The following is a 22,757-nucleotide window of genomic DNA, read 5'->3' on the forward strand; positions in this document are numbered from 1 at the left end:
AAAGTGACCACAAAAAACCCGCCATATGGCGGGTTTTTTTATGCTCGAATCAGTCAATGTACTCGAAGAGTTTCACGATCCTTTGAACACCAGAGACGCTCTGAGCAACGTTTGTGGCCAGATTGGCTTCTTGATGCGTCACCAGGCCAAGCATGTAAACAATGCCATTTTCCGTGACTATCTTGATGCGAGAGGCAGGCACACTGTTATCAGTAAGCATCTTGCTTTTGATCTTTGTGGTAATCCAGGTGTCGTTGTTGCGAGCTAGCAAAGAAGAGGGCTCAAGTACCTGGAGTTCGTTATGAACCAGCTTTACACGTTGTACGTTGCGCGCAACCTGCTCGGCCTGTGCCTTGAGTTCTGGACGCGGAGTCTGGCCGGCCAGTAGAACTACTCCGTTATAGCTGACAACGACAATATGCGACTTATCCAGGTCAGGGTTGGCCTTGGATATATTCACTTTTGCCTTGGTCTCGATCAGTGAATCATCAATCTTGCTACCGATGGTCCGCGTGCCGCGGTTGTCCGCGATGGGGTCGTCACGGGTTGCGCTTAGAAAGCCGCTGCAGCCGCTGAGTACGACGGTGAGGGCGAGGCAGGACAGTGCCAAGCATTTTTTCATTCTTCACTCCCGAACAGTTGCTGATCTATCTGGTCGCACAGGCAGTGGATGACTAGCAGATGCACTTCCTGAATGCGTGCTGTTACTTTGGCTGGGACGCGAATCTCGATATCTTCTGGCAGAAGCAGCGAGGCCATGCCGCCCCCGTCTCGCCCGGTAAGCGCTACAACCGTCATCTCGCGGTCATGAGCGGCTTGTATGGCCTGGATTATATTGGCTGAGTTTCCGCTGGTGGAAATGGCAAGCAGTACATCGCCAGGCTGGCCCAACGCCCGAATTTGCTTTGAGAAGACTTCGTTGTAGCTATAGTCGTTCGCAATTGAGGTCAGGGTCGAGCTGTCGGTTGTCAAGGCGAGGGCGGGCAGGCTTGGGCGCTCACGCTCAAAACGATTGAGAAGCTCTGATGAAAAATGCTGGGCATCTCCTGCGGAGCCACCATTTCCACAGGACAGGATTTTTCCTTCATTCAATAGTGCATTGACCATTACCTGGCTGGCATGCTCGATGTGAGGAACAAGCACATCCATGGCCTGACGCTTGGTCTCAATGCTGTCCAGGAAAAGTTTGGTAATGCGGGCTTGCGTGTCCATCGGGTTTGCTTGACCTTGTAAAACTACTCAGGAATCGAATGCGTTCTTGATCCATTCGAGATGCGAAGAGGTACTGCCGACAGCAGGGCTGAGCGCAACAACATCAAAGCGGCAAGGAGATTTAGCCCAACAAGACTCGCTTTGAAGAAAAAGCTGTGCGGTTGCAATCAGACGTTGACGCTTTCTGGCGTCAATGCTTTCAACGGCTCCGCCCCAGGCAATATGACGCCTGGAGCGTACTTCCACAAATACTACTGTATCCCTGTCGAGCATGACCAGATCAAGCTCGCCGCTACGCCGCGACCAGTTGCGGACTACAAGTTTGAGCCCTTGTTTCTGCAGGTAGGCAAGCGCTTGATCTTCGGCGGCCTGACCACTTTCTCGCGTCGTGGTTTTCACAGCGTACCGGATTGTGAAACAGGCTGAACCTGCCCATTGACGAACTGGGCCCAAGGTAGTCTGCGCACCACGCGCTGCGTTGGGCTTAGCGTCAGGTCACCTGACAGGCCATTTATTTGCGTATTGGGGAGCGCCTTGAGCTGTGGCAGACGAGTAGAAAGCAAGTAGGCATCTGCTCCCATGGCATATAGACGACCCAGGCTGCTGGACGCTTGGGGCCACTGGGTGACAACCTTGCGGCGAACAGGATCGTTGGTATTGAGCAGCCACGGTGTTTCACAGAACTGAATTCCGTTCAGGTCCTGATCCTGAGCAGGGTTGCTGCTGCCGGAATACAGGTGTGAAGTGGCGTAGACGGGTATATCTCCAGCATATTGATACGCCAGCGTAGGCTTGATCTGGCGAGCCTGTTGGGGTGTTGCTGCAAGGAAGATAAAGTCGATGCTTTGCCCGCCCTGACGGTTTTGCAGCAGACGCGTAATCTGGCGTGCCAGCTCTACCGGCTGATCGATTCGCTCGGCTCCAAGCAGCATGCCGCCTTTTGCCCGCCACTCCTGGTCAAAGGCTGCCAGTACACGGTCGCCCCAATCGCCGCGCGGAACCATCGCTACCGCAGTGTGCTTGCCTTCTTCCGCTGCGCGGTCGGCCGCTTCGCGTGCCTCATCCTCTGCCGCCAGACCGAACTGATAGAGCTGCTTTGGGCCTACGCCTTGGCTGTCGCTGTAGTTGAGCGCAAGAGTAGGCAAAGGTAGCTGTTGATGATCGCTGAGTTGCTTGACCAAGCTTTTCTCTAACGGACCAACCACCAGCTGGGCGCCGTCGGCTTTGGCCTGACGATAAAAGTCGTCAATGGAGCGGACCTGTGTGCTGTCGTAAAAGGATACGGCAGGAGGTGTCTGGCCGTTTTGTTGACTCTCGTAAAGCGAAGCCATGAAACCGTCCTGTAAGGCGCGCGATACATTGGCAAGTTGTCCCTGTTGCGGTAGCAGCAAGGCGATATGTGTCAGCGGCTGTTGCTCCAGGTTGCGTAGCTTTTCAAGCGCTTGTGGAAGATGCGAGGCGGCTGGATGATTTGGATTCTGCTTGCGCCAGTCATCAATGGCGGCGAGCTGATCATCCAGTGAGCCGTTTGAATGAGTGATAGCGGCCAGTGCCAGCCAGCCATTAAGCTCATTGTTGCCTGCCACAGGTTGGAGTTGGTCGGCAGGAAGAGCCGAAATCAGACTCCAGATGGCTTCGTGGTTGGCGCTGGCCTGATCACTTTTGAGAAGCGGGGCAATGAAAATGCGCTCCTTGGCTGCCGCCAGGGTCTGGTTGTCTGCCTGCAGGGCGCGTGCCTTTACCATGGATACACTGATCTGCTGCTCGACAGGCAGCTCGCTCAGGTGTTCGAAGCCAGGCTGTTGGAGTGCTTTCAGAGCCTCCTTTGGCTGATTTTCCGCTAAAGCAATTTCACCTCTCAGGGTGCCGGCGTATACCTGCGGTATAGGCTTCAATTGCTGCAGTTGAATGCTGCCCAGTATCTGCTTGGCCTGCGTGAAGTTTTGCTGCTTGTAGGCAATCTCGGCAGCGGAGAGGCGCAGCATGTTGGCCTTCTCTGATGTATCACTACCTGCCTGTTCAAGCAATTGCTGTATGTTGGCCTGGGGGATACGAGGCAGCTCACCCAATGTGTTGGAAGGCGAGCTTGCACAGGCGGCAAGTAGGCTAATAAGTGGAACGCTAACTAGCGTACGCAGGCGAACAGTCATGGCGTAATTCCTGGCGCAAAACAATTAATTGGCTGGATTGTAGCGAGTGCTGGTGAGCGGCGCGAATAGCGATGCCTCGAAACGCGTACAATGGAGGCCTTTATTGATACAAGAGTTTCATTATGAGCACTCCCGGCACGCTTTATATCGTCGCGACCCCCATAGGTAATCTGGAGGACATCAGTGCTCGGGCGCTTCGCATTCTGAAAGAAGTGTCGTTGATTGCCGCTGAAGATACGCGCCATTCTTCGCGCTTGTTGCAGCATTTCGGGATCAATACCCCTCTGGCCGCTTGTCATGATCATAATGAGCGCGAGCAGGGTGGGCGGTTCATCAACCGTTTGCTCGAAGGGGGAAGTGTTGCTCTGGTCTCCGATGCAGGAACACCCCTGATTTCCGATCCGGGTTTCCATCTGGTGCGACAGGCGCGTGCTGCGCAAATCCCTGTTGTGCCGGTTCCGGGAGCCAGTGCTGTCATCGCGGCACTATCAGCGGCCGGGCTCCCATCTGACCGGTTTATTTTCGAGGGCTTTCTGCCTGCAAAGGCCACGGCGCGACGAAGCCGCCTGGATGCCTTGAAGCAGGAAGAGCGGACCTTGATTTTCTACGAGGCGCCCCATCGGTTGCTGGAAAGTGTTGAAGATCTTGCTGCAATCATGGGAGGCGAGCGCATCGCTGTATTGGCCCGTGAATTGACCAAGACGTTTGAAACCATCAAGGACGCACCGCTTGGTGAACTGGTCGAGTGGATCCGATCCGATTCCAATCAGCAGCGGGGTGAGTGCGTTTTACTGATCTCGGGTTATGAGTCGCCTGACAAGGATTCTCTGCCCCCCGAGGCTGTGCGGATTTTAAATATATTGCTCGCTGAAATGCCTCTCAAACGCGCGGCTGCGTTGGCCGCTGAAATCACGGGAGAGCGTAAGAACATGCTGTACCAATTTGCCTTGGAGCAACAGAACAAGCATTAGGAAAAGATCAAGGTTGTTATACGCCTGGCATCTAGGTACCCTTGCGCCCGGAGAGTCGATCGGACAGTCGCTGCTCCCGCTGCGCAAGCAGCAGGAGGGGAGGAAAGTCCGGGCTCCATAGGGCAAGGTGCCAGGTAACGCCTGGGAGGCGTGAGCCTACGGAAAGTGCCACAGAAAATAACCGCCTAAGCGCGCAAGCGCCGGTAAGGGTGAAAAGGTGCGGTAAGAGCGCACCGCACGGCTGGCAACAGTTCGTGGCTAGGTAAACCCCACCTGGAGCAAGACCAAATAGGAATCCATAGGCGTGGCCCGCGCTGGATTCGGGTAGGTTGCTTGAGGCAGCCAGTGATGGCTGTCCTAGAGGAATGACTGTTCTCGACAGAACCCGGCTTACAGATCGACTCTCCACTCACTCTCCCTTCTCCTGCTTCACATCCTTACTGATAACCCTATCTGAGAAATTACTTTAACTAGTCGAGGCAATTAGTTGAGTTAATTTCCGTTTGTCGGAAAAGTATGTTCGTCACCGTTTCGCTAAAAGCCCCATAATTTCTGTAACTCCTTAGTCTGCAAGCCTTTTTGTGCAATGGCCTCGCCTTGACGGTGGGGGGAGCGCGTCAATATAGTGTGCCCGGTGGTACGAAGTGGTTAAAAGTGGGATTTAATGGTAGGGAAAGCCAGCCAAAGGAAGAAGCAACTTGTTCCGTGGAGCGAATGCCATCAGCCTTGACGCCAAGGGGCGCCTTACGATGCCGAGCCGGTATCGTGATGAGCTTCTAGAGCGCTGTGCCGGCCAGCTCATCGTAACGATTGATGCCATTGATACTTGCCTTTGCGTTTATCCCCTTCCCGAATGGGAAATCATCGAAAGCAAACTCCGTGAACTTCCGTCTTTAAGAGAAGAAACACGTCGTTTGCAGCGTTTGCTAATCGGTAATGCGGTAGACCTTGAGCTTGATGGGAACGGGCGCTTTTTAGTGCCGCCCCGCTTGAGGGATTATGCTCGTCTGGATAAGCGCGCTGTACTGGTAGGGCAGCTGAACAAATTTCAGCTGTGGGATGAGGATGCCTGGAATGGTCTGTGTGAAAGCGACCTCAAGGCAATCAAGGAACCCGGCGGTTTGCCGGAAGAACTGCGCGATTTAATCCTGTGAATATGACCACTACGTTCAGCCATGTCACTGTCTTGCTCGACGAAGCCGTCGAAGCCCTGGCTGTGCGTCCCGAAGGCCTCTATGTCGATGGCACATTTGGCCGCGGAGGGCATAGCCGTGCAATTCTTGCACGACTTAAAAGCGGAAGCCTGCTTGGTTTCGACAAGGATCCCCAAGCGATCCAGTCGGGACAAGCACTGGCGGCCGAAGATGGCCGCTTTGTCATTGTGCAGCGAAGCTTTGCCGACATAGGCGAAGAACTGTTGCAGCGCGCCTGGATGGGACGTACGGATGGCGTGCTTCTCGATTTAGGCGTGTCCTCTCCTCAACTGGATGATCCCGAGCGCGGGTTCAGCTTCATGCATGATGGTCCTCTGGATATGCGTATGGATCCCTCTCACGGTATAAGCGCCGCTGATTGGATTGCAACCGCACCGGAAGATGAAATCACTCGCGTATTCAAAGAGTACGGCGAAGAGCGATTCGCCAAGCGGATGGCCAGGGCTGTGGTACAGCGCAGGGACGTCACACCCTTTACGCGTACGGCTGATCTGGCCCAGGTACTGACTGACGCGAATCCTGCTTGGGAAAAAGGCAAGCATCCTGCCACGCGAGCGTTTCAGGGTATCCGGATTTTCATCAATAACGAGTTGGGCGATCTGGAAAGAGGTCTGGAAGCGGCCTTTGAAAGCCTGGCCATAGGCGGCCGGCTCGTGGTGATCAGTTTTCACTCTCTGGAAGACAGAATCGTCAAGCTCTTCATGCGTCGCCTGGCTAAGGGTGAGGCCGATAAGCTTCCACGAAATCTTCCTATTCGTACGCAGGCTTTTGAGCCCCGCGCCTTGCTGGTAGGCAAGCCTGTGTATGCCTCCGAGGCTGAACTGTCCGTCAACCCTCGGTCCCGAAGTGCAGTCATGCGTATTGCGGAGAAGCTGCGATGAGTAGTCTCTTTGTAAAGCGTCTGCCCAAGGGCAGTACGACCATGTTGGTTCTGTTCATAGCTGTCCTGCTGTCTGCTGTTGCTGTTGCCTACAGCGCCCACTGGAACCGGCAGTTGCTTAATACCCTGTATTCAGAGTTGAGCGTTCGAGACAAGGCCCAGGCGGAATGGGGGCGTCTGTTGCTTGAGCAAAGCACCTGGACGGCTCACAGCCGAATCGAGGCATTAGCCAGCGATCAACTCAAGATGCGCATTCCTGATCCTGAAGAGATCAAGATGGTGGCGCCATGATGAAGCTGGGGGGCATTCAACATCCATGGCGATTTCGCCTGGTTGTCATTGGCTTGGCAGGTATGGTCGCCGCTATTGGCTGGCGTGTCGTTGACCTGCACGTCATTGATCGTGCCTTCCTCAAGGGGCAGGGAGATGCCCGAAGCGTCAGAACCATTCCCATTGCCGCCCACCGTGGCCTGATCACGGATCGTAATGGTGAGCCGCTGGCTGTCAGTACGCCTGTCAGTACAATCTGGATAAACCCTAAGGAGCTGGCCGGCGCCAAGGAAAAATGGTCGATTCTGGCGGAGTCTGTAGGTCAGCCTTACGGCGATTTGGCAAAGCGTCTGGAGCAGAATTCCAATCGAGAGTTTCTTTACCTGGTTCGGGGAATAACACCGGAGCAGGGCGAAGCCGTCATGGCTACGGTCAAGCAGCACAAGATTCCTGGTGTTTATGACATCGAGGAATTTCGCCGTTTTTATCCGGCGGGTGAAGTGGCTGCACATGTCGTGGGGTTTACCGACATTGATGATCGCGGCCGTGAAGGCGTTGAGCTGGCGTTCAATGACTGGCTGGCTGGTGTCCCAGGCAAACGGCAGGTTCTGAAAGACCGGCGAGGTCGGGTCATCAAGGACGTTCAGGTTGCAAAAAACGCTAAGCCGGGCAATTCGATTGCCTTGTCCATTGATCTGCGCCTTCAGTACCTTGCAAATCGCGAATTGCGCAACGCACTCGCGCAGTTTGGCGCAGTGTCCGGTAGCCTGACGATGGTTGACGTCAAGACTGGCGAGATCCTCGCCATGGTTAACCAACCTACCTACAATCCGAACAACCGTCGCAATCTGAACCCGGCCAGCATGCGCAACCGGGCCATGATCGATGTGTTCGAGCCAGGATCCACCATGAAGCCGCTTTCGATGAGCGCTGCTCTTGAAAGTGGACGCTGGAAGCCATCGGACACGGTGAATGTTTATCCTGGTTATCTGCAGATCGGCCGTTACACGATCAAGGACGTGGCTCGCAGCCAGGGCCCCCTGGACCTAACAGGTATTCTGATCAAATCCAGTAACGTGGGCATGAGCAAGATTGCTTTCGATATCGGCGGCGAAACTATTTACAACACCATGCGCCAGTTCGGCCTTGGGCAGGACACTGGTCTGGGCTTTCCCGGTGAGCGTGTAGGCAATCTACCCAACTACCGTAAGTGGCATCCAGCAGAAACAGCCACATTGTCATATGGCTATGGTCTTTCCATCACCGCTATCCAGCTGGCGCATGCCTACGCTACGTTAGCCAATGATGGAAGTTTTATCCCGTTGTCCCTGACACGTGTTGAACGTTCCCCTCAAGGCTCCCAGGTGGTTCCTCAACAGGTAGCCAAAACCCTTCAGGGAATGCTGCAGCAGGTAGTTGAAGCGCCTACCGGTGTGTTCCGTGCTCAGGTGCCGGGATATCACGTGGCTGGCAAAAGTGGTACCGCCCGTAAGGCCGCAGTGGGTGCCAAAGGATATACACAGAATTCCTACCGTTCCCTTTTTGCCGGCTTCGGGCCGACCAGCAATCCGCGTATTGCCATGGTGGTCGTCATTGATGAGCCCAGCAAGGGCGGATATTACGGCGGCGTGGTCTCTGCGCCTGTTTTCAGCCGAGTCATGGCGGGTGCTTTGCGACTCATGAATGTTTCCCCCGACAATGTCGCTCCGTTGCCAGAGCAGGAGCAAGCCAGCGCTACTGAAGTATCCAGTGGAGGGCGTGGCTGATGATCTCTCTCACCCGGTTGATACCGCAGGCCAGTAGTGATGTTTCTGTAAAAGCACTTTGCCTGGACAGTCGACGTATCCAACCAGGATCCGTTTTTTTTGCAGTACCTGGCGGAGTGCGTGATGGGCGTTTACATATTTCCGAAGCGATTGCCAATGGTGCCTCGGCAATCGTCTATGAGGCAGATCAAGCCCCCGATTTGCCTCCCGCTTCGGTACCTCTTGTGCCAGTCAAAGAGCTTGGCGCCGAGCTTTCAGCCATTGCAGGGCGTTTTTATGGCGAGCCCAGCGCTGCTCTTACGCTGATAGGCGTTACCGGTACCAATGGTAAGACCAGCGTGACGCAGCTAATCGCCCAAGCCTGTGATCGCCTAGGGCAGCGCTGCGGCATCGTAGGCACATTGGGGACAGGGTTTTGGGAAGCACTTGAGGCCGGTCGGCATACCACGCCGGATCCCTTTGCGGTTCAGGCAGCGTTGGCTGCACTCAAGGAGCAGGGTGCTCAAGCTGTTGCAATGGAGGTTTCTTCTCATGGTCTGGAGCAGGGCCGTGTGGCGGCTGTGCAGTTTGATGTGGCCGTGTTCACCAACCTGTCTCGAGATCATCTTGATTATCATGGCACGATGGAGGCTTACGCCGCTGCAAAGGCCAAGCTTTTCCAGTGGCCGTCTTTACGGGCACGTGTAATCAATTTGGATGATGAGCAGGGCTGTCGCCTGGCTGAAGTTGAGCATGCCTCTCGGCTTATTACGTTCAGCCTGGAAAATCCCGCCGCTACGCTGTATTGCAAACACATCGCTTTTAGCGATGCGGGTATCGAGGCGAGCCTTGTAACGCCAGAGGGAGAGGCCAGGCTGGTCAGCTCATTGATTGGTCGCTTCAATCTCAGCAACTTGCTCGCAGCGATAGGGGCTCTGCTGGGTATGGGGTTCACTCTCAGCCATATCCAGCGTGTAATGCCTGAGCTTCAGGGACCCGTCGGGCGAATGCAGCGTCTGGGAGGCGGTACGCAACCACTGGTCGTTGTCGATTATGCCCATACTCCTGACGCGCTTGAGCAGGTTCTGGTTGCCTTACGCCCTCATGCCAAGGGGCGATTGATCTGCGTGTTTGGCTGTGGTGGCGATCGAGACAGTGGCAAGCGCCCGCTGATGGCTCGCATTGCTGAGCGGCTGGCCGATGCCGTTATCGTTACCGATGACAATCCTCGTACCGAGTCCAGCGCTCGAATTATCGACGATATTCGTGCCGGCTTTAATGAACCGGCGCGTGCCACATTTATACCCGCTCGCGACGAAGCCATTGCGTATGCCATTGGAGAGGCTTCCCGTGACGACGTAGTGCTCATTGCTGGAAAAGGGCATGAGGACTATCAGGAGGTCAACGGGGTCAGGATGCCTTTCTCTGATCTGGAGCAGGCCGCTCGCGAGTTGGTTGCAAGAGATGAAAGCCATGCTTAAACCAATGTTTCTCCAGGATTTGACCGAACCGCTTTCAGCTTCCCTGAAAGGTGGAAATGTAAGTTTTACAGCGGTCTCTACGGACAGTCGTACACTTGAGGCTGGACAGCTCTTTGTTGCACTTACAGGGCCTCGGTTCGATGGTCACGCGTATCTATCCAGCGTAGCGGCGAAAGGCGCTGTCGCTGCATTGGTAGAAAAAGCGCAGCCTGACCTGGACATTCCTCAGCTGATCGTCAAAGACACCCGTGTCGCCCTGGGGCAGTTGAGTGAACTTACCCGGCTTTCGTTTTCTGGCCCTGTGGTTGCCGTGACGGGGTCAAGCGGCAAGACCACAGTCAAGGAAATGCTGGCTGCCATTTTGAATACGCTGGGTTCGACACTGGCAACTCAAGGCAATCTGAATAACGACCTGGGTGCTCCGCTGACGCTATTGAGGCTGGAGCAGAGCCATCAGTATGCCGTTATCGAGCTGGGAGCCTCACGCCTAGGCGAGATCGCCTATACCGTAGGACTGACCCATCCCCACGTCTCGATCATTACCAATGCAGGACGAGCCCATGTAGGAGAGTTTGGTGGCGTCGAAAAGATTATCGAAGCCAAGGGTGAAATCCTGGAGGGGTTGGCAGCAAACGGCACTGCCATATTGAATCGAGACGATCAGGCCTTCGAAATATGGAGAAAGCGTGCCAAGGGGCGCAACGTTATCAGCTTTGGCCTGAATGACATGGCTATGTTCCGGGCTGCGAATATTGTTCGTGATGCTCGTGGCTGCCCTTCCTTCACACTGCTCAGCCCGGCGGGTTCTGCTGATATTCAGCTAAATCTGCTGGGCGAGCACAATGTTGTCAATGCACTGGCCGCGGCCGCGGCCGCCCATGTCCTGGGAGTGGAGCTTGCGCATATTATCCAGGGGCTTGAGGCGTTGCAGCCGGTCAAGGGGCGGACGGTAAGCAAGCTGGGTATCAACGATTCACGTGTTATCGATGACAGCTATAACGCCAACCCCGGCTCCATGAAAGCTGCTGTCGATGTACTGACAGGGTTTTCTGGCCGTACTGTTCTTGTCTTGGGCGATATGGGTGAGTTGGGCGAATGGGCTGAATCTGCTCACCGTGAGGTCGGCGAGTATGCGAAAGGTAAGGTATCCGCTTTCTACGCCGTAGGTCCTCTCATGAAGCATGCCGCTGAGGCATTTGGGGCAGATGCACAACATTTCGATGATCGGGCTGCGTTAATCGAGGCATTGCTTCTCGAGGCGGCTCCTGAATCCACATTTTTGATCAAAGGTTCGCGTAGTGCGGCGATGGATAACGTCGTTTTCGCGCTGTGCAATAAAGCTGTTGAGGAGAAACACTGATGTTGCTGCTGTTGGCGGAGTTCCTGCAACAGTTTTACAAGGGCTTCGCGGTCTTTCAGTACCTGACCCTACGCGGCATTTTTGGCGTGTTGACAGCGCTTGTGCTTTCGCTTGCCTTGGGCCCGTGGATGATCCGTACCTTGCAGATACGGCAGATTGGTCAGGCAGTACGTAACGATGGCCCGCAGTCGCACCTTTCGAAGTCGGGTACGCCTACGATGGGGGGCGCGCTGATCCTGACGTCGATTGGTATCAGCACGCTGCTTTGGGCTGATCTTTCCAACCGATATGTATGGACCGTGCTAGCTGTTACATTCTTGTTTGGTGCCATTGGTTGGGTGGATGACTATCGCAAGGTAATCGAAAAAAATTCTCGAGGCTTACCCAGCCGGTGGAAATATTTCTGGCAATCGGTCTTCGGCTTGGGAGCAGCAATCTTCCTTTATGTGACAGCCAAGACACCTATCGAGACGACATTCATTGTCCCGCTGCTGAAAAACATCGAAATCCCGCTTGGGATTTTCTTCGTTGTGCTGACCTACTTTGTGATCGTCGGATCCAGTAACGCCGTTAACCTGACTGATGGCCTGGACGGTCTGGCTATCATGCCTACTGTAATGGTAGGTGGTGCCCTGGGTATCTTTTGCTACCTATCCGGTAACGTGAAGTTTGCTGATTATCTGCTGATTCCCTACGTAGAAGGTTCTGGTGAGCTAATCGTCTTTTGTGGCGCGCTGATCGGAGCCGGACTGGGCTTTCTGTGGTTCAACACCTATCCCGCCATGGTTTTCATGGGTGATGTGGGCGCACTGGCGCTGGGTGCGGCACTGGGCACCATTGCGGTCATCGTCAGACAGGAAATTGTGCTCTTCATCATGGGTGGGGTGTTTGTGATGGAGACCCTGTCAGTAATGATTCAGGTTGCCTCCTTCAAACTCACCGGCCGTCGTGTTTTTCGCATGGCACCGATACACCACCATTTTGAACTCAAAGGCTGGCCTGAGCCGCGCGTTATCGTCCGGTTCTGGATCATCACCGTAATTCTGGTGCTGATCGGCCTGGCTACGTTGAAGCTGAGGTAAGACAACCATGAGCCTGATCGCTTCCGACCAGTTCCGCATTGTTGTAGGCCTTGGCAAGAGTGGCATGTCGCTGGTTCGCCATTTGGCGCGCCAAGGTGTTCCATTCGCTGTGGTGGACACGCGGGAAAACCCGCCTGAGCTGGAAACACTGCGCACCCATTATCCACAGGTAGAGGTGCGCTGTGGTGAATTGGATGCCGATTTCTTGAGCCGCGCCAGTGAGCTTTATGTCAGCCCCGGCTTGTCATTGCAGACGCCTGCAATTCAGAAGGCGGCGGAGCAGGGCGTCAGGCTTTCCGGTGACATTGAATTGTTTGCCCGTCTGGCCAAGGCGCCTATCGTTGCGATTACTGGGTCCAACGCTAAAAGTACCGTAACGACCCTTGTTGGTGAAATGGCCTGCAAGGCGGGCAAGCACGTCGGCATAGGCGGAAACCTTGGGACGCCAGCGCTGGATCTATTGGACGACAATGTCGACCTTTATGTGCTTGAGCTGTCCAGTTTTCAATTGGAAACCTGTGAGCAGTTGAACGCTGAGGTGGCCACGGTATTGAACGTCAGTGAAGATCACATGGATCGCTACAGTGGTATGGCTGCTTACCATCTGGCCAAGCACCGGATCTTCAGAGGCGCACGTCAGGTGGTCGTCAATCGGGATGACCCCTTGTCTCGCCCGTTAGTGTCCGAGCAAGTCCCATGCTGGACATTTGGTTGTGGTCAGCCGGATTTCAACGGCTTCGGCCTGCGTGAGCACGACGGTGAGAAGTGGCTGGCTTTTCAGTTCGATCCGCTCATACCTGTAAAGGACCTAAAGATTCGTGGCGCCCATAATCAGGCCAATGCCTTGGCTGCGTTAGCCTTGGGACATGCTGCCGGATTGCCTTTCGAGCCGATGCTGGAAGCACTTCGCGAGTTTTCAGGTTTGGCTCACCGTTGCCAGTGGGTAGGTGAGAAGGCTGGTGTGCACTATTACAACGATTCAAAAGCTACCAACGTAGGTGCTGCGTTGGCTGCTATCGAAGGATTGGGAAGCGACATCGTAGGCAGGCTGGTGCTTTTGGCTGGCGGCGATGGCAAAGGAGCCGATTTCGAACCGCTCCGCAAACCGATAAGTGCTTTCTGCCGCGCAGTCGTTCTGCTTGGACGGGACGCTGAACGCTTGGCTGAATCCTTGAATACCGATATCACGATCGTTCATGTCTCCACACTAGAGCAAGCCGTCGAGAGAGCTGCAGCGTTAGCCGAGCCTGGTGATGCTGTTCTCTTGTCTCCAGCGTGCGCAAGCCTGGACATGTTCCGTAATTTTGAAGAGCGTGGGCGGTTGTTTGCTCAGGCCGTGGAGGCGCTTAATTGATGTTTTCCTTGCTGCGCCCTTATCCTTCGCCGCTCATCAGTCGGAACGGTGTTGATCTTGACTTTCCTTTGCTGGCTGGCTGTCTGGCCTTGCTTGGTTTGGGCTTGGTCATGATCACTTCCGCATCGTCGGAAGTAGCAGCCGCTCAGGCTGGAAATCCGCTGTACTACATGATTCGTCATCTGATCTATCTGGCGATAGGTGTCGTGGGTTGCGGAGCCACGCTCATGATCCCAATGGCTACCTGGCAGCGTTTTGGTGGAACTCTGCTAATTGCCGCATTCGCCTTGCTGATTATGGTGTTGATTCCCGGAATTGGCCGTGAAGTAAATGGATCGCTGCGCTGGATCGGCTTCGGTTTATTTAACGTTCAGCCTTCCGAAATAGCCAAGGTATTCGTTGTGATTTACCTGGCCGGCTATCTGGTGCGGCGAGAGCAGGAAGTGCGACGTAGCTGGGCCGGTTTTTTCAAACCTTTCATTGTGTTGCTTCCGCTGGCCATGCTTCTGCTGCGTGAGCCAGACTTCGGGGCAACGGTTGTCATGATGGGTGCAGCCGCTGTCATGCTGTTTCTGGGTGGCGTAGGGTTGTTCCGTTTCATTCTAATGGTGGCCCTGGCTGTTCTGGCGGTGTTTATCCTGGTTCAGACCCAGGAGTACCGTATGCAGCGTCTCATCACCTTTACCGACCCTTGGGCTGATCAATTTGGGTCGGGCTACCAGCTCACTCAGGCATTAATCGCTTTTGGCCGAGGAGGCTGGTTCGGGCTTGGCTTGGGTAACAGCATCCAGAAGCAGTTCTACCTGCCAGAGGCTCACACTGACTTTGTATTTGCCGTTCTGGCAGAAGAGTTGGGGCTTGTCGGAGCCTTGGCCACCGTCGGGTTGTTTCTCTTTGTATGCGTACGCGGCCTTTACATTGGCTATTGGGCAGAGCAGGCCAAACAGTATTTTGCAGCCTATATGGCGTATGGACTTTCCATGCTCTGGATTGGCCAGTTCCTGATCAATATCGGCGTAAATGTCGGGCTATTGCCTACCAAGGGACTGACACTGCCATTTTTAAGCTATGGCGGAAGTTCGCTGATCATCTGCTGCATCAGCATGGCATTGTTGCTTAGGATCGAGTGGGAAAGACGGACACTCATGAACGACGAGGAAGTTGAGTTTTCGGAAGAGGATTTTGCTGATGTCCGGTAATGTCCTCATCATGGCAGGCGGTACTGGGGGACACGTTTTTCCCGCGCTGGCCTGCGCCAAGGAGTTTGAAAGTCGGGGGTATACCGTTCATTGGCTGGGTACGCCTCGTGGTATTGAAAATGATGTCGTCCCGCAAGCAGGTCTTCCCTTACACCGTATTACCGTTACCGGACTGCGTGGTAAGGGTATGCAGTCACTGCTGAAAGCTCCCTTTCAGCTCAGCGGAGCCCTAATGCAGGCGCTCGGCATCATGCGTACTCTCAAGCCTGTCTGTGTGCTGGGTATGGGTGGCTTCGTCACGGGGCCTGGCGGTATGGCGGCTCGTCTGTCTGGCGTTCCTCTTATTATTCACGAGCAGAATGCAGTTGCCGGTACTGCAAACCGCTTGCTTGCGCCTATCGCAAAAAAAGTATGCGAAGGTTTTCCTGCCACGTTCGCCGCGTCTCCCAAGCGGTTAAGTACAGGTAACCCCGTTCGCAAGGAGCTTTTCCTGCAAACCGTGCGGCCTTCTTTTGAAGGGCGTAGGGTCAATCTGCTGATTTTGGGTGGCAGCCTTGGTGCAGAGCCTATTAATAAACTTGTGCCTGAAGCGCTTGCTCAGATATCCGCCGGCCTGCGTCCTAACGTGAAACACCAGGCAGGGCGGCAGCATGCTGAAGTAACACTGCAGCGCTATAGCTCTTCGAATCTTGATGCAGAGGTGATGCCATTCATCTCGGATATGGCTCAGGCTTATGCCTGGGCTGACCTTGTGATCTGCCGCGCAGGTGCACTGACGGTAAGTGAGCTTACGGCCGCAGGCTTGCCGGCATTTCTGATCCCACTGCCTCATGCCATTGATGATCACCAGACACGCAATGCTGAATTTTTGGTGAACGAGGGCGCAGCCCTTTTGTTCCCGCAGAAAATGACTGATGCGACGGCAATTGCCGCACAGCTAACTGAGGTTTTGATGCAACCCGAACGATTGACTGCCATGGCCACTCGTAGCCATGCCCTGGCTAAGCCTGATGCAACCCGAGCCGTGGTAGATGCCTGCCTGGAGGTGGCCAATGGTTAAATCCCAGAGCGCAATCCAGGCAGAAGTGCGTCGTATGCGTAGCATTCGGCGAATTCATTTTGTAGGAATCGGCGGCGTAGGCATGTGTGGAATTGCCGAGGTTCTGCTCAATCTGGGGTACGAAGTATCCGGCTCCGACCTCCGGGCTTCTCCTGTTACCGAGCGCTTGCAGCAATTTGGTGCCAAGATTTATATAGGTCATAGCGCCGAAAACCTTGAGCGCGTGGACGTACTAGTCGTTTCCAGCGCTATCAACAAGTCCAACCCTGAAGTGGCAGCTGCCCTGGAAAACCGTATTCCTGTGGTTCCTCGCGCTGAAATGCTGGCTGAGCTGATGCGGTACCGGCATGGAATTGCAGTAGCAGGTACTCATGGGAAAACCACAACTACAAGTCTGATTGCTTCCGTGCTGGCGGCCGAAGGCCTCGATCCTACCTTTGTCATCGGTGGTCGCCTGAATGCAGCGGGGACTAATGCTCAACTTGGAACCAGTCGTTATCTCGTTGCCGAGGCTGATGAAAGTGATGCGAGCTTTCTGCATCTTCAGCCTATGGTGGCGGTAGTAACCAATATCGACGCCGATCACATGGATACGTATGAAGGGGACTTCAGTCGGCTGAAGAAAACCTTTATCGATTTTCTGCATAATCTGCCCTTCTATGGACTGGCTGTATTGTGCGTTGACGATCCGGTCGTGCGTGAGATTATTCCTCAGGTTGCGCGTCCCACGGTGACTTACGGCACCAGCGAGGATGCAGACGTACGCGCAGTCGATATCCGTCAAAAAGGCATGCGTACCTATTTCACCGTACTTCGCAATGGTCGTGAACCCTTGGCGGTGTCTGTGAACATGCCAGGAGTACACAATGTACTCAACGCCCTGGCGACTATCGCCATTGCAACAGATGAAGGGCTTAGCGATGACGCCATCGTGGCGGGCCTGTCTGAATTCCAGGGAGTAGGTCGTCGCTTTCAGGTATACGGTGAACTGCCTGTCGAAAATGGCAGTGTGATGCTGGTAGATGATTATGGTCATCATCCCCGTGAAGTGGCTGCGGTAATAAAGGCCGTTCGTGGTGGTTGGCCTGAGCGCCGCCTGGTCATGGTTTATCAGCCCCATCGCTATAGCCGTACACGTGATTTGTACGATGATTTCGTGCAGGTCCTGGCTGATGCCAATGTATTGTTGTTGATGGAAGTCTATCCGGCAGGTGAAGAGCCGATTCCAGGTGCCGACAGCCGCCGTCTCTGTCATAGTATCCGTCAACGTGGTCAGCTAGACCCAATCTACATCGAGCGTGGTACCGAGCTTGCTCCTCTTATCAAGCCTCTCCTGAAGGCTGGGGATATTCTCCTCTGCCAAGGTGCTGGTGATATCGGCACTCTGGCTCCGCAATTGATAAAAAGCCCCTTGTTCAATTCTGACTTTCTGAGGAAGTCGCTATGAGCGCCATCCTTGATCCAATGTCGATCCAGCCAGCCGATTACGGTCGTGTTGCCGTGTTGTATGGTGGCAAGAGTGCCGAGCGCGAAGTTTCCCTTAATTCAGGGAAAATGGTGCTGGCTGCGCTGCAGGCTGCGGGCGTTGATGCGTTCGGTATCGATGTTGGTCAGGACCTGCTGCAGCGTTTGAACACTGAACAGGTAGACCGTGCCTTTATCGTCCTGCATGGACGGGGTGGGGAAGACGGTAGCATGCAAGGGCTGTTGGAGTGCCTGGGTATACCCTATACAGGAAGTGGGGTGCTGGCTTCCGCATTGGCCATGGATAAGCTGAAAACAAAACACCTCTGGTTGAGCCAGGGTCTGTCCACGCCTAAATACGCCGTTTTGTGCTGTGAGTCTGATTGTCGGAAGGCTGCTGAGGAACTCGGGTTTCCACTTATCGTCAAACCCGCCCATGAAGGTTCCAGCATTGGTATGGCCAAGGTGAACAGTGTTAATGAGCTGATCACTGCTTGGCAGTCCGCCTCGACGTACGATTCGCAAGTTCTTGTCGAACAATGGATTAGCGGTCCTGAGTTTACTGTCGCCCTGTTGGGCGATCAGGTACTGCCGCCTATTCGTCTGGGTACTACCCACGACTTCTATGACTATGACGCCAAATACCTGGCATCCGACACTCGCTATCAGATTCCGTGTGGCCTTGATGAGGAGCGTGAGTTGGAACTCAAGGTATTGGCTCGTCATGCCTGTGAGGTCGTGGGGACTGCTGGCTGGGCGCGCGTTGATGTCATGCAGGATAAAGAGGGTCGGTTCTGGCTGCTGGAAGTCAATACAGTCCCCGGCATGACCGACCATAGCCTTGTTCCCATGGCAGCCAAGGCCGCAGGCCTTGATTATCAACAACTTGTCCTGACGGTTCTGGCAGGCACAATGGAGTCGAGGGGCTAACATGGTCACGACACTTCGTCATACACAACCTGGATTGGGTCGCACGCCACTTCGTGGCAAGGTACCACCGCGTGGTGCAAGCCGCCTGGTGGAAAAGGAGCCTGTCTCGGCTCGGCTGCCAAAGCCCAGCTTCAATCTCTTTAAGCGTGTGGCCTGGCCACTTCTGCTGGTAGGGCTTGGCTTCGGCACATATGAGCTGTCTCAACAGCTGCTGCCTTATGCGGATCGTCCAATCACGAAGGTGAATGTCGAAGGTGACCTGAGCTACATCAGCCGAGAGGCTGTGCAGCAACGTATCGCGCCCTATGCTGACGGGACATTCTTCTCAATCGATCTGGCCAATATGCGTCAGGCACTTGAGCAGATGCCCTGGATTGCCCATGCAGAGGTTCGCCGTGTTTGGCCGGATGAAGTCGCCATCCATCTTGAGGAGCAGCTCCCTGTTGCGCGCTGGGGGGACGAAGCCCTGCTGAATAACCAGGGCGAGGCCTTTGCACCTAAGGATCTGGCACATTACGACAACCTGCCACGCCTCTATGGGCCGCAACGTGCGCAGCAGCAGGTAATGCAGCAGTATCAATTGTTCAGTCAGATGCTGCGTCCACTTGGATTCACGGTTACGCGGCTGGAAATGCATGATCGGGGGAGTTGGTTCCTGACTACGGGTCAGGGCGTTGAATTGATTTTTGGTCGTGATGACCTCGTGGACAAGATGCGGCGCTTCGTCAAGATGTATGACCAAGTACTCAAGGATCAGATGGCTAATATTGCTCGCATCGACTTGCGTTATCCAAACGGGCTGGCGGTGGCGTGGCGTGAGCCGGTAGCTCCCACAACTGTAGCGTCAGCCCGTGCCGAATAAAGAATTGAGGAGAATTCAATAAACATGGCGAACGTGCAGAGCGGCAAGATGATCGTCGGACTGGACATCGGAACCTCAAAGGTTGTGGCCTTGGTGGGTGAGGTGTCTTCCGATGGTCAGGTCGAGATTGTGGGCATCGGCACGCATCCTTCCCGCGGCTTGAAAAAAGGCGTAGTGGTCAATATCGAATCCACGGTCCAGTCGATTCAGCGCGCAGTGGAAGAGGCCCAGCTCATGGCGGGCTGCCGTATTCATTCGGCATTTGTAGGCATTGCAGGCAACCATATCCGTAGCCTGAATTCCCACGGTATCGTGGCTATTCGTGATCGGGAGGTCAGCCCTGCTGATATCGATCGTGTTCTTGACGCAGCTCAAGCTGTGGCGATACCAGCTGATCAACGGGTCTTGCACACTTTGGCTCAAGACTATGTCATCGACAACCAGGAAGGTGTACGCGAGCCGCTTGGTATGTCCGGTGTTCGTCTGGAGGCTAAAGTCCACGTAGTGACCTGTGCCGTTAATGCTGCCCAAAATATCGAGAAATGTGTTCGTCGTTGTGGACTGGAGGTCGACGACATCATTCTTGAGCAACTGGCTTCTGCATATTCCGTTCTGACGGATGATGAAAAGGAGCTGGGCGTATGCCTGGTGGATATTGGTGGCGGAACGACTGATATAGCCATTTTTACAGAGGGCGCCATTCGTCATACGGCGGTTATTCCCATTGCAGGCGATCAGGTCACAAATGACATCGCCATGGCTTTGCGAACGCCTACACAATATGCGGAAGAGATCAAGATTCGGTATGCTTGTGCTCTGGCAAAGCTGGCGGGGGCTGGGGAGACCATCAAGGTGCCCAGTGTGGGAGAAAGGCCGCCTCGCGAACTTTCGCGTCAGGCATTGGCTGAGGTAGTAGAGCCGCGTTACGATGAGCTCTTCACGCTTGTTCAGGCAGAGTTGCGCCGCAGCGGATATGAAGACTTGATTCCGGCAGGGATCGTATTAACCGGCGGTACTGCAAAGATGGAAGGGGCAGTTGAACTTGCCGAGGAGATTTTCCATATGCCGGTGCGTCTTGGCGTACCGCAGACGGTCAAGGGGCTGACCGATGTTGTACGTAACCCAATTTATTCAACAGGTGTAGGCCTGTTGCTCTATGGGTTGCAGAAGCAATCCGACAATGTGCCGGTTGTCACCGGCGGATACAGCAGTGACGAACCCAAGAATTCAGTCCTGGAGCGTATAAAGCGCTGGGTCCAGGGCAATTTGTAATCTAATTCAATCGCGGCAGCAGTAGGCGAAAACCGAGAGGAAGAGAGGGGATTATGTTCGAGCTCGTAGACAATATTCCACAGAGCGCAGTCATTAAGGTCATCGGTGTAGGTGGTGGTGGCGGTAACGCCGTTAACCACATGGTGAAGAGCGGCGTGGAAGGCGTCGAATTCATCTGTGCCAACACGGATGCCCAGGCGCTAAAAAATGTGAGCTCTCGTACAGTGCTGCAACTTGGCCCAGGGGTAACGAAGGGCTTGGGCGCAGGTACGAACCCTGAGATTGGCCGTCAGGCAGCCATGGAAGATCGCGAGCGTATCGCGGAAGTTCTGGAAGGCGCCGATATGGTTTTCATCACTACCGGTATGGGTGGTGGTACAGGTACGGGTGCCGCCCCGATTATTGCTGAAGTTGCCAAGGAGATGGGTATCCTCACCGTCGCCGTGGTAACTCGCCCGTTCCCCTTTGAAGGTCGCAAGCGCATGCAGGTGGCTGATGAGGGTATTCGCTCCCTTTCCGAATGCGTCGACTCTCTCATTACCATCCCCAATGAGAAACTGCTGACCATTCTCGGCAAGGATGCCAGTCTGCTGGCCGCTTTCGCCAAGGCTGACGATGTATTGGCTGGCGCAGTTCGTGGTATCTCGGACATCATGCAGCGTCCTGGCTTGATGAACGTTGACTTTGCTGACGTCAAGACGGTTATGGGTGAGATGGGCATGGCCATGATGGGAACTGGTCATGCCAGCGGCCCGAACCGTGCACGTGAAGCGACTGAGGCCGCTATCCGTAATCCACTCCTGGAAGACGTCAACCTGCATGGGGCTCGTGGTATTCTGGTCAACATCACTGCAGGTCTGGATCTATCCCTAGGTGAGTACGCTGCAGTGGGCGAAATCATTGAAGACTTCGCTTCTGAGCATGCAACCGTCAAGGTCGGTGCAGTAATAGACCCGGAAATGCGCGATGAACTCCACGTTACCGTGGTTGCTACCGGTTTAGGCGCCCGTCTTGAAAAGCCGGTCAAGGTGGTCGATAACTCTACTCAGCAGGCTAACGTTGCGCCGCGTCAGGAGCATGCTGCCGTCAACTATCGTGATCTGGATCGCCCGACCGTCATGCGTAGTCAGAACCATACAAGCTCTGCTGCTGCAGCCAAGATGAATCCAAACGATGATCTGGATTATCTTGATATTCCGGCGTTCCTGCGTCGTCAGGCTGATTGAATAGATTAATCGATGCAATCTATGTGATTGGTGGGAATTAATGGGTCGTTCTGTTATGATCGACCCATTATTGACAACTATTCGCGATCAGCGATGAACGGCAACTGTCATGATTAGACAACGCACATTAAAGAACACTATTCGCGCTACAGGCGTTGGCCTGCATTCGGGGGAGAAGGTATATCTCACTCTGAAGCCAGCGCCCGTAGACACCGGAATCGTGTTTCGCCGCATTGATCTGGACCCGGTCGTGGAAATCCGCGCCTGGGCTGAATATGTAGGCGAAACCACGATGTCGACCAATCTCATTCAGGGTGGTGTCAAGGTCGGCACTGTGGAGCATTTGTTGTCTGCACTGGCAGGTCTGGGCATCGACAATGCGTATGTAGAACTGTCCGCCGCTGAAGTTCCAATTATGGATGGAAGCGCCGGTCCGTTCGTGTTCTTGATCCAGTCCGCTGGCATCGAAGAACAGGAATCTGCAAAGCAGTTCATTCGTATCAAGCGTGAAGTCAGCGTCGTAGACGGTGATAAGCGTGCGACGTTTGTACCGTTTGACGGTTTCAAGGTCAGCTTTGAGATCGATTTCGACCATCCAGTGGTCAGCGGTCGTACTCAGAAGGCTTCCGTAGATTTTTCCAGCACCTCTTTCCTCAAGGAAGTCAGCCGGGCTCGTACCTTTGGCTTTATGCGGGATCTGGAATTCCTGCGCTCTCATAACCTGGCTCTGGGCGGAAGCGTTGAAAACGCTATCGTTGTTGATGAGCACGGTGTACTCAACGAAGACGGTCTTCGTTATGAGGATGAGTTTGTAAAGCACAAGATACTAGACGCCATTGGCGATCTTTATCTGCTAGGCAAAAGCTTGATTGGCGAGTACCGGGGCTATAAGTCCGGGCATGCCATGAACAACCGCTTGCTACGTGCATTAATTGCTCAGCCTGATGCGTGGGAAGTTGTAACGTTCGAAGGCTCTAGCGATGCTCCTATTTCTTACATGCGGCCAGCTGCTGCGGTGTAAGGAA

General features: G+C 54.5%; 21 protein-coding genes and 1 other RNA gene. 18 read left to right on the forward strand and 4 right to left on the reverse strand.

Translation table 11 applies throughout. The features are described 5' to 3' along the window. Positions 1-49: 49 nt before the first annotated feature. The 4 genes from GM154_RS14240 to GM154_RS14255 are packed head-to-tail and all read right to left on the reverse strand — an operon-like array spanning position 50 to position 3,362. Positions 50-622: a BON domain-containing protein gene (locus tag GM154_RS14240; protein ID WP_010795330.1), complete on the reverse strand. Its 573-nt coding sequence runs from the start codon at positions 620-622 to the stop codon at positions 50-52. Then, positions 619-1,212 carry a phosphoheptose isomerase gene (locus GM154_RS14245; protein ID WP_010795329.1) on the reverse strand — a complete coding sequence of 198 codons (594 nt, stop codon included), beginning with the start codon at positions 1,210-1,212 and terminating at the stop codon, positions 619-621. The genes GM154_RS14240 and GM154_RS14245 overlap by 4 nt, the downstream gene beginning before the upstream one ends. Positions 1,213-1,239: 27 nt before the next feature. Beyond that, on the reverse strand, positions 1,240-1,611 hold the full coding sequence (locus GM154_RS14250) for a YraN family protein (protein ID WP_219652574.1): 372 nt from the start codon (positions 1,609-1,611) through the stop codon (positions 1,240-1,242). After that, positions 1,608-3,362 (reverse strand): penicillin-binding protein activator, encoded by a 1,755-nt coding sequence (locus GM154_RS14255; protein WP_010795327.1) that lies wholly within the window; start codon positions 3,360-3,362, stop codon positions 1,608-1,610. Before GM154_RS14255 ends, GM154_RS14250 begins: the two co-directional genes overlap by 4 nt. Before the next feature lie 122 nt (positions 3,363-3,484). On the opposite strand from GM154_RS14255, the gene rsmI reads away from it, so the two are divergent. The 18 genes from rsmI (at position 3,485) to lpxC (ending at position 22,753) form a co-directional block, all read left to right on the forward strand. Beyond that, positions 3,485-4,333, forward strand: coding sequence for a 16S rRNA (cytidine(1402)-2'-O)-methyltransferase (rsmI, locus tag GM154_RS14260; protein ID WP_074824803.1), 849 nt, complete (start codon positions 3,485-3,487; stop codon positions 4,331-4,333). Positions 4,334-4,384: 51 nt separating this feature from the next. Further along, positions 4,385-4,742: RNase P RNA component class A (rnpB, locus tag GM154_RS14265), an RNA gene on the forward strand. Positions 4,743-5,031: 289 nt separating this feature from the next. After that, a complete protein-coding gene (gene mraZ / locus GM154_RS14270; RefSeq protein WP_010795325.1) occupies positions 5,032-5,487 on the forward strand; it encodes a division/cell wall cluster transcriptional repressor MraZ in 456 nt (151 codons plus the stop codon). 2 nt (positions 5,488-5,489) lie between these two features. Then, complete coding sequence (gene rsmH / locus GM154_RS14275; RefSeq protein ID WP_162493722.1) at positions 5,490-6,428, forward strand: 16S rRNA (cytosine(1402)-N(4))-methyltransferase RsmH; 939 nt, start codon at positions 5,490-5,492, stop codon at positions 6,426-6,428. Then, positions 6,425-6,718 carry a cell division protein FtsL gene (gene ftsL, locus GM154_RS14280; protein ID WP_010795323.1) on the forward strand — a complete coding sequence of 98 codons (294 nt, stop codon included), beginning with the start codon at positions 6,425-6,427 and terminating at the stop codon, positions 6,716-6,718. The genes rsmH and ftsL overlap by 4 nt, the downstream gene beginning before the upstream one ends. Continuing rightward, positions 6,715-8,463 (forward strand): penicillin-binding protein 2, encoded by a 1,749-nt coding sequence (locus tag GM154_RS14285; protein WP_010795322.1) that lies wholly within the window; start codon positions 6,715-6,717, stop codon positions 8,461-8,463. The genes ftsL and GM154_RS14285 overlap by 4 nt, the downstream gene beginning before the upstream one ends. Continuing rightward, the gene (locus GM154_RS14290; protein ID WP_219652660.1) at positions 8,460-9,923 is read left to right on the forward strand and encodes a UDP-N-acetylmuramoyl-L-alanyl-D-glutamate--2,6-diaminopimelate ligase; all 1,464 of its coding nucleotides are present in this window, start codon (positions 8,460-8,462) and stop codon (positions 9,921-9,923) included. The genes GM154_RS14285 and GM154_RS14290 overlap by 4 nt, the downstream gene beginning before the upstream one ends. Beyond that, complete coding sequence (gene murF / locus GM154_RS14295) at positions 9,916-11,283, forward strand: UDP-N-acetylmuramoyl-tripeptide--D-alanyl-D-alanine ligase (RefSeq protein ID WP_219652575.1); 1,368 nt, start codon at positions 9,916-9,918, stop codon at positions 11,281-11,283. Before GM154_RS14290 ends, murF begins: the two co-directional genes overlap by 8 nt. Then, positions 11,283-12,365, forward strand: coding sequence for a phospho-N-acetylmuramoyl-pentapeptide-transferase (gene mraY / locus GM154_RS14300; protein ID WP_019366777.1), 1,083 nt, complete (start codon positions 11,283-11,285; stop codon positions 12,363-12,365). The genes murF and mraY overlap by 1 nt, the downstream gene beginning before the upstream one ends. Before the next feature lie 7 nt (positions 12,366-12,372). Continuing rightward, positions 12,373-13,719, forward strand: a complete 1,347-nt coding sequence (gene murD, locus GM154_RS14305; protein ID WP_219652576.1) for a UDP-N-acetylmuramoyl-L-alanine--D-glutamate ligase — start codon at positions 12,373-12,375, stop codon at positions 13,717-13,719. Then, positions 13,719-14,918, forward strand: a complete 1,200-nt coding sequence (gene ftsW, locus GM154_RS14310) for a putative lipid II flippase FtsW (RefSeq protein ID WP_019366775.1) — start codon at positions 13,719-13,721, stop codon at positions 14,916-14,918. Before murD ends, ftsW begins: the two co-directional genes overlap by 1 nt. Next, positions 14,908-15,978 carry an undecaprenyldiphospho-muramoylpentapeptide beta-N-acetylglucosaminyltransferase gene (gene murG, locus GM154_RS14315; protein WP_219652577.1) on the forward strand — a complete coding sequence of 357 codons (1,071 nt, stop codon included), beginning with the start codon at positions 14,908-14,910 and terminating at the stop codon, positions 15,976-15,978. Before ftsW ends, murG begins: the two co-directional genes overlap by 11 nt. Continuing rightward, the gene (murC, locus tag GM154_RS14320) at positions 15,971-17,425 is read left to right on the forward strand and encodes a UDP-N-acetylmuramate--L-alanine ligase (RefSeq protein ID WP_010795315.1); all 1,455 of its coding nucleotides are present in this window, start codon (positions 15,971-15,973) and stop codon (positions 17,423-17,425) included. Before murG ends, murC begins: the two co-directional genes overlap by 8 nt. Continuing rightward, positions 17,422-18,372, forward strand: a complete 951-nt coding sequence (locus tag GM154_RS14325; protein WP_219652578.1) for a D-alanine--D-alanine ligase — start codon at positions 17,422-17,424, stop codon at positions 18,370-18,372. Before murC ends, GM154_RS14325 begins: the two co-directional genes overlap by 4 nt. A gap of 1 nt (position 18,373) precedes the next feature. Beyond that, positions 18,374-19,234, forward strand: coding sequence for a cell division protein FtsQ/DivIB (locus GM154_RS14330; RefSeq protein WP_010795313.1), 861 nt, complete (start codon positions 18,374-18,376; stop codon positions 19,232-19,234). A gap of 24 nt (positions 19,235-19,258) precedes the next feature. Further along, positions 19,259-20,506, forward strand: coding sequence for a cell division protein FtsA (gene ftsA / locus GM154_RS14335; RefSeq protein ID WP_010795312.1), 1,248 nt, complete (start codon positions 19,259-19,261; stop codon positions 20,504-20,506). A gap of 53 nt (positions 20,507-20,559) precedes the next feature. Then, positions 20,560-21,732 carry a cell division protein FtsZ gene (ftsZ, locus tag GM154_RS14340; RefSeq protein ID WP_010795311.1) on the forward strand — a complete coding sequence of 391 codons (1,173 nt, stop codon included), beginning with the start codon at positions 20,560-20,562 and terminating at the stop codon, positions 21,730-21,732. 109 nt (positions 21,733-21,841) lie between these two features. Beyond that, on the forward strand, positions 21,842-22,753 hold the full coding sequence (gene lpxC / locus GM154_RS14345) for a UDP-3-O-acyl-N-acetylglucosamine deacetylase (RefSeq protein ID WP_010795310.1): 912 nt from the start codon (positions 21,842-21,844) through the stop codon (positions 22,751-22,753). Positions 22,754-22,757 lie beyond the last annotated feature (4 nt).

Source organism: Pseudomonas sp. MAG002Y (assembly GCF_019400845.1).
In the GTDB taxonomy this organism is placed as follows: Bacteria; Pseudomonadota; Gammaproteobacteria; order Pseudomonadales; family Pseudomonadaceae; genus Chryseomonas; species Chryseomonas luteola.

Bases quoted from the DNA above. Each gene is read 5' to 3' on its own strand.
- GM154_RS14255 (WP_010795327.1), bottom strand. From the start codon at position 3,362: ATGACTGTTCGCCTGCGTACGCTAGTTAGCGTTCCACTTATTAGCCTA.
- GM154_RS14325 (WP_219652578.1), top strand. From the start codon at position 17,422: ATGAGCGCCATCCTTGATCCAATGTCGATCCAGCCAGCCGATTACGGT.
- GM154_RS14245 (WP_010795329.1), bottom strand. From the start codon at position 1,212: ATGGACACGCAAGCCCGCATTACCAAACTTTTCCTGGACAGCATTGAG.
- mraY (WP_019366777.1), top strand. From the start codon at position 11,283: ATGTTGCTGCTGTTGGCGGAGTTCCTGCAACAGTTTTACAAGGGCTTC.
- lpxC (WP_010795310.1), top strand. From the start codon at position 21,842: ATGATTAGACAACGCACATTAAAGAACACTATTCGCGCTACAGGCGTT.
- ftsZ (WP_010795311.1), top strand. From the start codon at position 20,560: ATGTTCGAGCTCGTAGACAATATTCCACAGAGCGCAGTCATTAAGGTC.
- murF (WP_219652575.1), top strand. From the start codon at position 9,916: ATGCTTAAACCAATGTTTCTCCAGGATTTGACCGAACCGCTTTCAGCT.
- ftsL (WP_010795323.1), top strand. From the start codon at position 6,425: ATGAGTAGTCTCTTTGTAAAGCGTCTGCCCAAGGGCAGTACGACCATG.
- GM154_RS14330 (WP_010795313.1), top strand. From the start codon at position 18,374: ATGGTCACGACACTTCGTCATACACAACCTGGATTGGGTCGCACGCCA.
- rsmH (WP_162493722.1), top strand. From the start codon at position 5,490: ATGACCACTACGTTCAGCCATGTCACTGTCTTGCTCGACGAAGCCGTC.
- ftsA (WP_010795312.1), top strand. From the start codon at position 19,259: ATGGCGAACGTGCAGAGCGGCAAGATGATCGTCGGACTGGACATCGGA.
- GM154_RS14240 (WP_010795330.1), bottom strand. From the start codon at position 622: ATGAAAAAATGCTTGGCACTGTCCTGCCTCGCCCTCACCGTCGTACTC.
- murC (WP_010795315.1), top strand. From the start codon at position 15,971: ATGGTTAAATCCCAGAGCGCAATCCAGGCAGAAGTGCGTCGTATGCGT.
- rsmI (WP_074824803.1), top strand. From the start codon at position 3,485: ATGAGCACTCCCGGCACGCTTTATATCGTCGCGACCCCCATAGGTAAT.
- murG (WP_219652577.1), top strand. From the start codon at position 14,908: ATGTCCGGTAATGTCCTCATCATGGCAGGCGGTACTGGGGGACACGTT.
- GM154_RS14285 (WP_010795322.1), top strand. From the start codon at position 6,715: ATGATGAAGCTGGGGGGCATTCAACATCCATGGCGATTTCGCCTGGTT.
- ftsW (WP_019366775.1), top strand. From the start codon at position 13,719: ATGTTTTCCTTGCTGCGCCCTTATCCTTCGCCGCTCATCAGTCGGAAC.
- murD (WP_219652576.1), top strand. From the start codon at position 12,373: ATGAGCCTGATCGCTTCCGACCAGTTCCGCATTGTTGTAGGCCTTGGC.